Annotated in this window: 14 protein-coding genes; 9 read left to right on the top strand and 5 right to left on the bottom strand. The window is 39.6% G+C overall.

The genetic code is table 11. The features are described from left to right. Positions 1–15 precede the first annotated feature (15 nt). Positions 16–273 carry a DUF896 family protein gene (locus tag QM469_RS03155; RefSeq protein WP_000187071.1) on the top strand — a complete coding sequence of 86 codons (258 nt, stop codon included), beginning with the start codon at positions 16–18 and terminating at the stop codon, positions 271–273. 84 nt (positions 274–357) lie between these two features. Here the strand turns inward: QM469_RS03155 and QM469_RS03150 are convergent, their stop codons facing one another. The 3 genes from QM469_RS03150 to QM469_RS03140 are packed head-to-tail and all read right to left on the bottom strand — an operon-like array spanning position 358 to position 3,170. After that, the gene (locus QM469_RS03150) at positions 358–1,593 is read right to left on the bottom strand and encodes an NAD(P)H-dependent oxidoreductase (RefSeq protein WP_414276082.1); all 1,236 of its coding nucleotides are present in this window, start codon (positions 1,591–1,593) and stop codon (positions 358–360) included. A gap of 17 nt (positions 1,594–1,610) precedes the next feature. Continuing rightward, positions 1,611–2,216: an NADPH-dependent FMN reductase gene (locus QM469_RS03145; RefSeq protein WP_371607673.1), complete on the bottom strand. Its 606-nt coding sequence runs from the start codon at positions 2,214–2,216 to the stop codon at positions 1,611–1,613. Positions 2,217–2,249: 33 nt separating this feature from the next. Next, complete coding sequence (locus QM469_RS03140; protein WP_414276081.1) at positions 2,250–3,170, bottom strand: FAD:protein FMN transferase; 921 nt, start codon at positions 3,168–3,170, stop codon at positions 2,250–2,252. 318 nt (positions 3,171–3,488) lie between these two features. Here QM469_RS03140 and nox point away from each other — a divergent pair, with 318 nt between their 5' ends. Further along, positions 3,489–4,868 carry a H2O-forming NADH oxidase gene (gene nox, locus QM469_RS03135; protein ID WP_414276079.1) on the top strand — a complete coding sequence of 460 codons (1,380 nt, stop codon included), beginning with the start codon at positions 3,489–3,491 and terminating at the stop codon, positions 4,866–4,868. Positions 4,869–4,960: 92 nt separating this feature from the next. Here nox and QM469_RS03130 read toward each other — a convergent pair whose 3' ends face one another. Together QM469_RS03130 and QM469_RS03125 are read right to left on the bottom strand one after the other, a co-directional pair. Then, a complete protein-coding gene (locus QM469_RS03130) occupies positions 4,961–5,818 on the bottom strand; it encodes a YitT family protein (protein ID WP_414276078.1) in 858 nt (285 codons plus the stop codon). Positions 5,819–5,878: 60 nt separating this feature from the next. Then, positions 5,879–7,534 (bottom strand): NFACT family protein, encoded by a 1,656-nt coding sequence (locus QM469_RS03125; RefSeq protein ID WP_414276077.1) that lies wholly within the window; start codon positions 7,532–7,534, stop codon positions 5,879–5,881. A gap of 104 nt (positions 7,535–7,638) precedes the next feature. Here QM469_RS03125 and ybeY point away from each other — a divergent pair, with 104 nt between their 5' ends. The 7 genes from ybeY to rpmG are packed head-to-tail and all read left to right on the top strand — an operon-like array spanning position 7,639 to position 12,241. After that, positions 7,639–8,136, top strand: coding sequence for an rRNA maturation RNase YbeY (gene ybeY, locus QM469_RS03120; RefSeq protein ID WP_000275156.1), 498 nt, complete (start codon positions 7,639–7,641; stop codon positions 8,134–8,136). Beyond that, positions 8,117–8,512, top strand: coding sequence for a diacylglycerol kinase family protein (locus QM469_RS03115; protein ID WP_414276076.1), 396 nt, complete (start codon positions 8,117–8,119; stop codon positions 8,510–8,512). Before ybeY ends, QM469_RS03115 begins: the two co-directional genes overlap by 20 nt. 16 nt (positions 8,513–8,528) lie before the next feature. Further along, a complete protein-coding gene (gene era, locus QM469_RS03110) occupies positions 8,529–9,428 on the top strand; it encodes a GTPase Era (RefSeq protein ID WP_414276075.1) in 900 nt (299 codons plus the stop codon). 48 nt (positions 9,429–9,476) lie between these two features. Then, positions 9,477–10,301, top strand: coding sequence for a DNA-formamidopyrimidine glycosylase (gene mutM / locus QM469_RS03105; RefSeq protein WP_414276074.1), 825 nt, complete (start codon positions 9,477–9,479; stop codon positions 10,299–10,301). After that, entirely contained in the window at positions 10,301–10,906 is a 606-nt protein-coding gene (coaE, locus tag QM469_RS03100) for a dephospho-CoA kinase (RefSeq protein WP_311522352.1), read from the top strand. The genes mutM and coaE overlap by 1 nt, the downstream gene beginning before the upstream one ends. Beyond that, positions 10,893–12,092 carry a multidrug efflux MFS transporter gene (locus QM469_RS03095; protein ID WP_311522351.1) on the top strand — a complete coding sequence of 400 codons (1,200 nt, stop codon included), beginning with the start codon at positions 10,893–10,895 and terminating at the stop codon, positions 12,090–12,092. The genes coaE and QM469_RS03095 overlap by 14 nt, the downstream gene beginning before the upstream one ends. After that, entirely contained in the window at positions 12,092–12,241 is a 150-nt protein-coding gene (gene rpmG / locus QM469_RS03090; protein WP_001809104.1) for a 50S ribosomal protein L33, read from the top strand. Before QM469_RS03095 ends, rpmG begins: the two co-directional genes overlap by 1 nt. The last annotated feature ends 29 nt before the right edge of the window (positions 12,242–12,270 follow it).

Here is a 12,270-nt window from a genome sequence, read left to right as displayed (position 1 = left end):
ATTGGAGGTTCAAATATGACACCAGAAAAAATCGCTCGTATTAATGAGCTTGCGAAAAAGAAAAAAACTGAAGGCTTGACTGCAGAAGAAAAAGTAGAACAGGCTAAACTTCGTGAGGAATATATCGAAGGCTATCGTCGTTCAGTTCGTCATCACATTGAAGGAATCAAAATCGTAGATGAAGATGGAAATGATGTGACTCCTGAGAAACTTCGTCAGGTACAACGTGAAAAAGGCTTGCATGGTCGTAGTCTTGACGATCCAAATTCATAAATAAAAAAATTCTCGGTTTGTGTGTGCGAACCGAGATTTCTATTATAAAAAAAGGAACCATTTTGGGTTCCTTTTTGTTAGTTATTAGTTACTTGCACCAGAAGTAGCATCCGCATCTCCATGGCCTCCGTCAGCTGAGTCAGAAGCACCAGAAGTAGCATCTGCGTCACCGTGGCCTCCAGCAGGAGCAAACGGACCGCTTCCTCCTACCAAACGTTGACCAGTTTCTTTCAAGTACCAGTCAAGCCATGGTTGGAAGTTAAAGACAATTTCATTGATACCAGCATATGAACCATCAGGATAGTACATTGCTTGGTAGTTGTGAGTATTGATAACACCGGCAGGAGAACCAGGAACAATTGTACGTACGTATTCTTGGTTACCGTTTCTAAGAGTTCCGATAACCCACTCAACGTTTTTCATACGTGCTGGTGGAAGAGAACCGTGAACTGTTGACATACGGCTACCAGATTGAGGTGGTACACGTTTCGCAAACATTGTTTCTGGATCTTGATGAGCATTGTTGTAGTAGAGGAATTGGTTGTTATCGTCAGCGTATGTCAACTCAAAAGGCATAGCTTTCAAGAACATATCGATTTGGTTAACTGTAAGGATACCATGGTCAAGTTTAACGTATGTATCACCAGATACAGCTCCTGTGATTTCAGCGACTTTTTCTACCCAGTTTGGATCGTCAGGATCAACTTCTGTAATAGTTGTAGCGATTGGTTTTCCACAATCCAAGTCTTCTGGTTCAATTGGTTTTGGTTTTTTCAATTTAGAAACGACTCCCACGTATTTGACAAAGTTATCTAAACAAGTTTCAAGGAATTTAACAGTTCCTTCGTTGATAATATTTCCGTTAGCATCAAAAGCTTCTTTAGCTTTTCCAAGAAGGAATTCATTACCTGGTAATGTGTAGGCATTCACCCCTGGTGCATCAAGGATTTTACGAAGGTGAACTTGAGCACGAGAAGTTCCTTGGTCGTAGTAAGAAGCCCCCACGATCATCACTGGTTTGTTTTCAAATGGATGCACTTCATATGAAAGCCATTCAAGAACTGACTTGAGTGAAGCAGAAATTGTATGGTTGTGCTCAGGAGTAGCAATAATCACACCATCAGCACGAGTAATTTTATTGTAAAGAAGGCGCAATTGGAAACTTTCGTCCCATTTTTCGTCTTGGTTAAACATTGGAACTTCATCAATTTCAAGAACTTCTAATTCAAATTTAAGTTTGAAATTACGACGGATGAATTCCAAGAGTTTGCGGTTATATGATTGGTCATAGTTTGATCCAACAAGTCCAACAAATTTCATTCTTTCGATCTCCTATCTTACAAATTTTCCCAGTCAAATTCTTCTGCATCTTTGCGAAGCAATTCTTGCGCGCTACGCAATTTCTCAGTAATCTTGACAAAGATACGGAAGTCATCAAAGATGGCATCCAATTTATTAATGACATCAAGATCTACCAAGTCACCATTCTTATCAAATGCTTGAAGAGAATGAGAAAGCAAGAATTCGTCAGGTAGAACTGTCGCTTTAATCTCTGGCGCATTCAAAATTTGACGAAGTTGCAATTGAGCACGTGAAGAACCAAGAGTACCATATGAAGCACCAGTAATCATGACTGGTTTATTCAAAAGTGGGAACACTCCGTAAGAAATCCAAGCAAGGGCGCTCATAAGTACTGCTGGAATTGAGTGGTCGTATTCTGGAGTACCGATAATAACACCATCAGCTGCTTCGATTTTAGCTACGATTTCTATAGCCTCAGCCGGGATTTGTTTGTCGGCTGGTTTGTTGAAAACTGGAAGATCTTTAATTTCGACCAATTCGATTTCTGCTTTATCAGCAAAGTGTTTTTGCATATATTGTAGCAGTTGGCGGTTTGTGGAACGTTTAGAGTTGGTTCCTACAATAGCAATAAGTTTAAGCATGGGCTTTCCTTTCTCTTTTGCATTATTAATTAATTACCGTTGGATACCAGATGAACAAGCGATGCGTCCATCTTTGTCAATGAGGATGGCTTCGATACCATCAATATTTTCGACTTGCCACATGATTGATGCGCTACGTTGGCCAAACAATCGTGTAGTCCATATCTCGCCGTCGACAGATCGATTTGATATAATGGTCAAACTAGCTAAATCCGTTTCAATAGGATAGCCTGTTTCACTATCGAGAATGTGATGATAATCCTTGCCATTGATTTCAAGATGCCGTTCATAAATACCAGATGTAACAACTGATTTTCCAGTAATAGACAAGGTCATCAGGTGATTACCGCGTGGATTATTTGGATCTTGAATGCCGATTTGCCACGGACGTCCATCTTTTGATTGGTTGGTCCCAATTGTGAGGATGTTTCCTCCAAGATTGATAAGAGCAGAAGTGACACCCTTTTCTTTTAGAAAAGTTGCAACCTTATCTGCGCTATAGCCCTTTGCTAAACAACCTAAGTCAATTTTCATCCCTTTTTTTTCTAAAAAAACAGTAGAATTAACTGAATCGAGTTTGATCAAGCGAGGGTCTATTAGTGGTAAGGCTGAAGCAATTTCTTCAGGGCTTGCAACCTTTGCATCGGAAAAACCAATACGCCAGGTTTGAACCAAGGGGCCGATACTAATATTGAGATGACTTCCAGGTGCTAGACTATGGTCTAAACCTAAGGAAATCAGTTCAAATAAATCAGGATGAACCTTGACTGGAGCAATTCCAGCTCGATGGTTGATTTCCATCAATTCCGATTCAGAACTGTTGGCATTGAAGCGAAATTCAAGCTCCCTAAGCAAATCAAAAGCTTGCCTGAGCAGACTATCAGCCTGATCATGTACTAAGGAAATGGTAATCGTAGTTCCCATTAGTCGTTGAGAAGATGAACTAAGAGGCAAAAAACCAACTCCTTTCAAGTCAATTGGAAATAGTTGTAAATCCTATCATGAAAGTGATGTAAAGATTTATATTTTATTCCCATGTAAATAGAATATCATAAAGTCAGCGTTTTCACAAATCATTTTTTACAAAAAGTCAAGAAATATGCTCAAAAAAACTAAATTCCCTTAAAATAAAATTTGAAAACGCTGAAAATAAGTTGATATATGTTTTCAATCTTTTCGAAAATAAGGAAAAATAAGTAAAAAGCTTGTAAACGCTCACAGATAATGATATACTAGAGGGGTAAATAAAAATTAAAAGGTAGGAATTATCTAATGAGTAAAATCGTAGTCGTGGGTGCTAACCACGCTGGAACTGCATGTATCAACACTATGTTGGACAACTTTGGAAACGAAAACGAAATCGTTGTATTTGACCAAAACTCAAATATTTCATTCCTTGGATGTGGAATGGCTCTTTGGATCGGTGAGCAAATCGACGGTCCTGAAGGCTTGTTCTACTCTGATAAAGAAACGCTTGAAGCTAAAGGTGCGAAAATTTACATGAACTCACCTGTACTTTCAATCGACTACGATAACAAAGTTGTTACTGCAGAAGTTGAAGGAAAAGAACACAAAGAGTCTTATGACAAATTGATCTTTGCAACTGGTTCTACACCAATCTTGCCACCAATTGAAGGTGTTGAAATTGTCAAAGGTAACCGTGAGTTCAAAGCTACTCTTGAAAATGTACAATTCGTTAAATTGTATCAAAACGCTGAAGAAGTTATCAACAAACTTGCAGATAAGAGCCAAAATCTTAACCGTATCGCTGTTGTTGGTGGTGGATACATCGGTGTTGAGCTTGCTGAAGCATTCGAACGTCTTGGAAAAGAAGTTGTTCTTGTTGATATCGTAGATACAGTCTTGAACGGATACTACGACAAAGACTTCACACAATTGATGGCTAAAAACTTGGAAGACCACAACATCCGTTTGGCACTTGGTCAAACTGTTAAAGCTATCGAAGGTGATGGTAAAGTTGAACGCTTGATCACTGACAAAGAAAGCTTTGACGTTGATATGGTTATCCTTGCAGTTGGTTTCCGTCCTAACACAGCTCTTGCTGATGGTAAGATTGAACTCTTCCGCAACGGTGCTTTCCTTGTTAACAAAAAACAAGAAACATCTATCCCAGGTGTATTCGCTGTGGGTGACTGTGCGACTGTTTATGATAACGCTCGTAAAGACACTAGCTACATCGCCCTTGCATCAAACGCAGTTCGTACTGGTATCGTAGGTGCTTACAACGCTTGTGGACATGAACTTGAAGGAATCGGTGTTCAAGGATCAAACGGTATCTCTATCTACGGTCTTCACATGGTTTCAACTGGTTTGACTCTTGAAAAAGCAAAAGCTGCAGGCTACAATGCAACTGAAACTGGCTTCAACGATCTTCAAAAACCAGAATTTATGAAACATGACAACCATGAAGTAGCTATCAAGATTGTCTTCGACAAAGATAGCCGTGAAATTCTTGGTGCTCAAATGGTATCACGTGATCCTGGAATCGCTATGGGAATTCACATGTTCTCACTTGCTATCCAAGAACACGTTACAATTGAAAAATTGGCCTTGACAGACCTATTCTTCTTGCCACACTTCAATAAACCATACAACTACATCACTATGGCAGCATTAACAGCTGAAAAATAATGATTTGTGAAACGGAAGATTTAATTCTTCCGTTTTTATCATCAAAAAATAGTAACTTCAAATTCGAAGTTACTATTTTTGTTGTCTATGTCTTAGGAATTTTCTTCTTTTACAAAGGTGAAGCCTTCTCCTAGAATTTCGTGAGCTTCAGTGATGGTAATAAAGGCTCTAGGATCGATCGTATGAATCAGTTCTTTCATCTTAATCATTTCATTTCTTGCTACGATACAGTAGATAATTTTCAAATCTTTTTGACTGTAGTAACCTTGTCCAGATATGAAGGTGACACCTCTACCGAGCTCTTCATTGATTTTATCAGCTAACTCCATAGGCTTTTGGGTGATGATCATAAATCCTTTACCAGCATATCCACCTTCACCAATCAAGTCGATAACTCTAGAGACGATGAAGTCAAATAAAAGTGTATAGGTTACGAGACGAAGATCTTGGAAGATAATTAAAATGAGCATTAGGATAAGGAAGTCTAGTGTAAAGAGTAATTTTCCAACGGAGATATTGGTGTACTTGTTGAGAATTCGAGCGACGATATCTGTTCCACCAGTGGTACCACCAGCATTGAAGATAACACCTAAACCAAGTCCCAAAAGAACCCCCGCAACCAAGGCAACGATAACCAAATCTCCTTCAAGATTAAAGTGGAGAGGAATCTTTTCAAAGATTGCTAACCAAATGGATAAGGAAATGGTTCCGAGCAAACTTGTGTACAGAGTCTTTGAACCAAATATTTTCCAGGCTAGAATAAAGAGCGGGATATTAATCAACAGGTTCATCAAAGAGATGGGAATGTTAAAGAGATAATACGTAATCAAGGTGATCCCAGTTGCTCCCCCCTCGAATAAGTGGTGGGGCACAACGAAATACGTGAGTCCGAAGGCATAGATGGCAGCTCCGAATATAATGGTTAAAATAGACTTGATATGCCGTAGCATTGAGCTTACCTCCTTTTTTTAAAAAATCTAAAATGTTGACAGCCTTCAGGTTAAAAGTCTTTATTTTACTTTCATGGATTGAATTTTCTCAGGGTCAGGTGTGACACGGAGAGTCTTTTGTCCAGTATAAGTCACAAATCCTGGTTTACCACCTGTGGGCTTATTGAGTTTTTTGACCTCAATCATATCTACCTGAACGAGGTTGGAGAGACGGCCTTTTGAAAAGTAGGCAGCTAGCTCTGCCGCATCTGTCTTAACTTCGTCAGTAGGATTGAGATTGGCAGTGATAACAACGTGACTTCCAGGGATGTCCTTAGCGTGGAACCAGAGCTCTTCCTTACGAGCCATTTTAAAGGTTAACTCGTCGTTTTGAAGGTTGTTACGACCAACTAGGATAATGGTTTTTCCGTCGCTTGCAAGATATTTTTCAGGTTTCTGTCGTTTCTGGATTTTTTCCCTTTGTCTTCTGCGGATAAATCCTGTTTGAATCAATTCCTCACGAATTTCAGCAATTTCATCGAGTCCGGCTTGATTGAGAACTGTCTCTACACTTTCTAGGTAACGAATAGTAGCCTTGGTTTCTTCGATTAGTTCAGTCAAGTATTTAACAGCTTCTTTTAACTTCTGATATCGTTTAAAGTATTTTTGAGCATTTTGGTTTGGTGTTAAAGCTTTATCAAGTGCAATCGTGATAGGTTGATTGGTGTAGTAATTGTCCAAAATGACCTGATCTTGGTCATTGGGAACTTGATGAAGAAAAGTCGTTAGCAATTCACCTTTTTGACGAAATTCCTCTGCATTTTCAGTAGCAAGGAGTTCTTTTTCTTGTTTTTTAAGTTTTTGACGATTTTTTTGTAGCTCATTTTCAACTCGGCGAATGAGTTCACTTGCCTGTTGCTTGACGCGGTCACGCTCGGCCTTATCCTTGTAATAGACATCAAGTAATTGAGAAAGGCTTGAAAACTGATCGTCTAATTTATTGGAAAATGGCACACAAGAGAAGGATTTGTCTGTTAAGCAAGGATTGGTTTCTTGATTAAAAAAGCTTCGGAAAGTGGCTAGTTTATCATTCGTTAATAATTTTTCCAATTCGTTTGCTGTATCACGACCTAAACCTTGAAAGAGGGTTTGAAGGTTTTTAGCTGTCAATTCTTGAGTTTGTAGAATCTCAAACAATTTTTCATCCTTGATGGTAAAAGGATTGAGAGCCTCCGTACTTGGAGGAGCGATATAAGTAGCACCTGGTAATAAGGTACGATAGCTATTTTGAGAGAAACCGATATGCTTGATAACTTCAAGAATTTTGTGACTAGACTTATCTACAAGGAGAATATTGCTGTGTTTGCCCATAATCTCAATAATAAGCGTGGCTTGGATATGGTCCCCAATCTCGTTTTTATTGGAAACCGTGATTTCCACGATACGATCATTTTCAATTTGCTCGATTGACTCGATAACTGCTCCTTGAAGGTACTTTCTCAATACCATAATAAAAGTAGATGGCTGAGCAGGGTTTTCAAAGGTGGACTCTGTTAACTGGATGCGTCCAAAAACTGGATGGGCAGACAGGAGCAAACGATGACTTTTACGATTGCTACGGATTTGCAAGACCAGTTCTTGGTCAAAGGGTTGATTTATCTTTTGGATGCGACCATTGAGTAGTTCAGTTCGCAATTCCTCAACCATGTGGTGTAAAAAAAATCCATCAAATGACATGGTTCTCTCCTCGTGAATGTATTCCATAGTATTATATCAAAAAGGTAGAATAAAATCATAGAAATGTGATATAATAAAGCCAAGTAAAGAGAATCGAGAAATACATGTATATTGAAATGGTAGATGAAACGGGTCAAGTTTCAAAAGAAATGTTGCAACAAACCCAAGAAATTTTGGAATTTGCAGCCCAAAAATTAGGAAAAGAAGACAAGGAAATGGCAGTTACCTTTGTGACCAATGAGCGTAGTCATGAACTTAATCTTGAGTACCGTGACACCGACCGTCCGACAGATGTCATTAGCCTTGAATATAAGCCAGAGTTGGAAATTGCCTTTGACGAGGAAGATTTGCTTGAAAATCCGGAATTGGCAGAGATGATGTCTGAGTTTGATGCCTATATTGGGGAATTGTTCATCTCTATCGATAAGGCTCATGAGCAGGCCGAGGAATATGGCCACAGCTTTGAGCGTGAGATGGGTTTCTTGGCAGTACACGGCTTTTTACATATCAACGGCTATGATCACTACACTCCGGAAGAAGAAGCGGAGATGTTCGGTTTACAAGAAGAAATTTTGACAGCCTATGGACTCACAAGACAATAAACGAAAATGGAAAAATCGTGACCTGATAGCCAGTTTAGAATTTGCCATCACAGGGATTTTTACTGCTATCAAGGAAGAACGCAATATGCGAAAACATGCAGTGACGGCTCTTGTCGTCATCCTTGCAGGTTTTGTTTTTCAGGTGTCGCGAATCGAATGGTTATTTCTACTTATGAGCATTTTCATGGTAGTAGCTTTTGAGATTATTAATTCAGCTATTGAAAATGTAGTAGATTTGGCTAGTCACTATCACTTTTCTATGTTGGCAAAGAAAGCTAAGGACATGGCAGCTGGCGCCGTGCTTGTAGTCTCACTTTTTGCCGCTTTGACAGGTGCGCTTATCTTTCTCCCACGGATTTGGGATTTATTATTTTAAACAGTAAGAGGAAATTATGACATTTAAATCAGGCTTTGTAGCCATTCTAGGACGTCCCAATGTTGGGAAGTCAACTTTTTTGAATCACGTCATGGGGCAAAAGATTGCCATCATGAGTGATAAGGCGCAGACAACGCGCAATAAAATCATGGGGATTTACACCACTGATAAGGAGCAAATCGTCTTTATCGATACACCAGGCATTCATAAACCTAAGACAGCACTCGGAGATTTCATGGTAGAGTCTGCCTATAGCACCCTTCGTGAAGTGGATACAGTTCTATTTATGGTGCCTGCAGATGAGGCGCGTGGTAAGGGCGATGACATGATTATCGAGCGTCTTAAGGCTGCTAAGGTTCCAGTGATTTTGGTGGTCAATAAGATTGATAAGGTTCATCCTGACCAACTATTGTCTCAAATTGATGATTTCCGTAATCAGATGGATTTCAAGGAAATTGTCCCTATTTCAGCCCTTCAGGGGAATAATGTCTCACGTTTAGTCGATATTCTCAGTGAAAATCTTGAAGAAGGTTTCCAATATTTCCCAGCCGATCAAATCACAGACCATCCAGAGCGATTTTTGGTTTCTGAGATGATTCGTGAAAAAGTCTTACACTTAACTCGTGAAGAGATTCCACACTCAGTTGCAGTAGTGGTTGACTCAATGAAAAGAGATGAAGATACTGATAAGGTTCACATTAGAGCAACCATTATGGTTGAACGTGACAGCCAAAAAGGGATTGTCATCGGTAAAGGTGGTGTCATGCTCAAAAAAATTGGGACTATGGCCCGTCGTGATATAGAGCTCATGCTAGGAGACAAGGTCTTCCTAGAAACTTGGGTCAAGGTTAAGAAAAACTGGCGAGATAAGAAGCTAGATTTGGCTGACTTTGGCTATAACGAAAAAGAATACTAAGAAGAGGTGGGCAGTAGCCTGCTTCTTGTTTTTAGAGAAGGAGGAGTTATGCCTGAATTACCTGAAGTCGAAACGGTTCGACGAGGTCTTGAAAAACTGATTCTGGGTAAGAAGATTTCGAGTGTAGAAATTCGCTATCCCAAGATGATTAAGACGGATTTGGACGAGTTTCGAAAGGAAGTGCCAGGTCAAGAGATTCAATCGATGGGGCGCCGTGGCAAGTATTTACTTTTCTATCTAACAGACAAGGTCTTGATTTCGCATCTACGGATGGAAGGCAAGTATTTTTATTATCCAGGTCAAGTCCCTGAACGTAAGCATGCTCATATTTTTATCCAGTTTGAAGACGGTGGCACGCTTGTTTATGATGATGTTCGCAAGTTTGGTACTATGGAACTCTTGGCGCCTGAACTCTTAGATGCTTACTTTGTATCTAAAAAGCTTGGACCAGAACCTACTGAAGAGGATTTTGACTTAGAGATTTTTATAGGTGCCTTGAAGAAATCTAAAAAGCCTATCAAATCACATCTTCTCGACCAGACTTTGGTTGCTGGATTGGGAAATATCTACGTGGATGAAGTTCTCTGGAAAGCGAAAGTTCATCCTTCTAGAGCTTCTAAAAGTTTAAGCGCCCAAGAGGCTAGAAAAGTCCATGATCAAACCATTGAAGTTTTGGGGCAGGCTGTTGAGAAAGGCGGTTCAACCATTCGCACCTATACCAATGCATTTGGCGAAGATGGGACCATGCAAGACTTTCATCAAGTCTATGATAAAGCTGGACAAGCTTGTTCACGTTGTGGATCCATTATCGAAAAAATTCAACTCGGTGGTCGTGGAACCCATTTTTGCCCAAAATGTCAAAGGAGAAAGTGATGGGAAAAATTATTGGAATCACTGGTGGTATTGCATCCGGGAAGTCCACCGTCACAAATTTTCTAAGACAAAAAGGGTTTGAAGTGGTAGATGCGGATGCTCTTGTTCACCAACTTCAAAAACCTGGTGGTCGCCTTTATCAGATTTTAGTAGAGCATTTCGGTGAAAAAGTCCTTCTAGAAGATGGGGAACTGAATCGACCATTACTTGCCAGTCTTATCTTTTCTAACTCTGAGGAAAGAGAATGGTCTAAAGAAACTCAAGGAAAAATCATCCGTGACGAATTGAGGGCTTTGAGAGACAAGTTCAGTGAAACAGAAGAACTATTTTTTATGGATATTCCATTGCTTTTTGAACAGGACTATGCTTCATGGTTCGATGAAACTTGGCTAGTTTATGTAAGGCTAGATACCCAGCTGGATCGCTTAATGAACCGTGATCAGTTATCCAAAGAGTCAGCTGAAACTCGTTTAGCTTCACAGTGGCCTTTAGAAGAAAAGAAAAAATTTGCTACTTATATATTAGACAATAATGGCAGTCGAACGCGGCTTTTGAGTCAAGTAGTGACCTTACTTGAAGGAGGCGATGCCCATGCAAGAGATTAGTTGGAAGGATAATCTTCGTATTGCTTGGTTTGGTTGCTTTTTAACAGGAGCCAGCATTTCTCTCGTTGTTCCTTTCATGCCTATTTTTGTCGAACAGTTAGGAATTGAAGGAGATCAAGTTGCCTTTTATTCAGGTTTAGCTATATCAGTTTCTGCTATTTCTGCAGCCTTTGTATCACCAATTTGGGGTATCTTAGCAGACAAGTATGGTCGAAAAACCATGATGATTCGTGCTGGGCTAGCCATGACCATTACTATGGGAGGTCTGGCATTTGTTCCAAATGTTGTCTGGCTCTTGTTCTTACGGTTTCTTAATGGAGTTTTTACAGGATTTGTACCCAATGCGACAGCTTTAATTGCAAGTCAAGTTCCCAAAGATAGGTCAGGATACGCTCTAGGGACTTTATCAACTGGTGTTGTCGCCGGAACTTTGACTGGTCCCTTTGTCGGTGGTTTCATTGCCGAAATTTTTGGAATTCGAAATGTCTTTTTATTGGTTGGTAGTTTCCTGTTCTTGGCAGCTATCTTAACCATTCTTTTTATCAAAGAAAACTTTCAACCAGTGCCAAAAGAAAAAGCACTCCCTACAAAAGAGCTCTTTACTTCTGTTAAATATCCTGTTCTCTTGATAAATCTATTTCTAACTAGCTTTGTGATTCAATTTGCTGCCCAATCTATTGGTCCCATCCTTGCCCTGTATGTACGAGACCTTGGACAGAAAGAGAATCTTCTCTTTGTCTCTGGCTTGATTGTATCCAGCATGGGATTTTCAAGTATGATGAGTGCAGGTATCATGGGTAAATTAGGTGATAAAGTGGGTAATCATCGACTTCTTGTCGTAGCTCAGGGATATTCAGTTTTCATATATCTATTATGTGCAAATGCGACGAGCCCATTCCAATTAGGCTTCTATCGTTTTCTATTTGGTCTTGGGACAGGAGCTCTAATACCTGGTGTCAATGCTCTCCTAAGCAAAATGACTCCTAAAGTTGGCATTTCAAGGGTATTTGCCTTTAATCAAGTCTTCTTTTATCTAGGAGGGGTGATAGGTCCCTTAGCAGGATCAGCAGTAGCGGGACAATTTGGCTATCACTCAGTATTTTATGCAACAGCTCTTTGTGTAGCTCTCAGTTGTTTATTTAACCTTATCCAATTTAGAACATTATTAAAAGTGAAGGAAATCTAGTGCGAGTAAAAATCAATCTCAAATGCTCCTCTTGTGGCAGCATCAATTATCTAACCAGTAAGAACTCCAAAACCCATCCAGACAAGATTGAGGTCTTAAAGTATTGCCCTAAAGAAAGAAAAGTGACTCTACATCTTGAATCTAAGTAGAAATTATGGTAGAATAATAGGGATTTTAA

Source organism: Streptococcus infantis (assembly GCF_047464215.1).
GTDB lineage: Bacteria > Bacillota > Bacilli > Lactobacillales > Streptococcaceae > Streptococcus > Streptococcus infantis_P.
This window is presented reverse-complemented; position numbering and strand designations above follow the sequence as displayed.

Excerpts from the sequence above, each read along its gene's own strand:
- QM469_RS03125 (WP_414276077.1), bottom strand. The coding sequence starts at position 7,534 with ATGTCATTTGATGGATTTTTTTTACACCACATGGTTGAGGAATTGCGA.
- mutM (WP_414276074.1), top strand. The coding sequence starts at position 9,477 with ATGCCTGAATTACCTGAAGTCGAAACGGTTCGACGAGGTCTTGAAAAA.
- QM469_RS03095 (WP_311522351.1), top strand. The coding sequence starts at position 10,893 with ATGCAAGAGATTAGTTGGAAGGATAATCTTCGTATTGCTTGGTTTGGT.
- QM469_RS03150 (WP_414276082.1), bottom strand. The coding sequence starts at position 1,593 with ATGAAATTTGTTGGACTTGTTGGATCAAACTATGACCAATCATATAAC.
- era (WP_414276075.1), top strand. The coding sequence starts at position 8,529 with ATGACATTTAAATCAGGCTTTGTAGCCATTCTAGGACGTCCCAATGTT.
- coaE (WP_311522352.1), top strand. The coding sequence starts at position 10,301 with ATGGGAAAAATTATTGGAATCACTGGTGGTATTGCATCCGGGAAGTCC.
- QM469_RS03155 (WP_000187071.1), top strand. The coding sequence starts at position 16 with ATGACACCAGAAAAAATCGCTCGTATTAATGAGCTTGCGAAAAAGAAA.
- ybeY (WP_000275156.1), top strand. The coding sequence starts at position 7,639 with ATGTATATTGAAATGGTAGATGAAACGGGTCAAGTTTCAAAAGAAATG.
- QM469_RS03145 (WP_371607673.1), bottom strand. The coding sequence starts at position 2,216 with ATGCTTAAACTTATTGCTATTGTAGGAACCAACTCTAAACGTTCCACA.
- QM469_RS03115 (WP_414276076.1), top strand. The coding sequence starts at position 8,117 with ATGGACTCACAAGACAATAAACGAAAATGGAAAAATCGTGACCTGATA.
- nox (WP_414276079.1), top strand. The coding sequence starts at position 3,489 with ATGAGTAAAATCGTAGTCGTGGGTGCTAACCACGCTGGAACTGCATGT.
- QM469_RS03130 (WP_414276078.1), bottom strand. The coding sequence starts at position 5,818 with ATGCTACGGCATATCAAGTCTATTTTAACCATTATATTCGGAGCTGCC.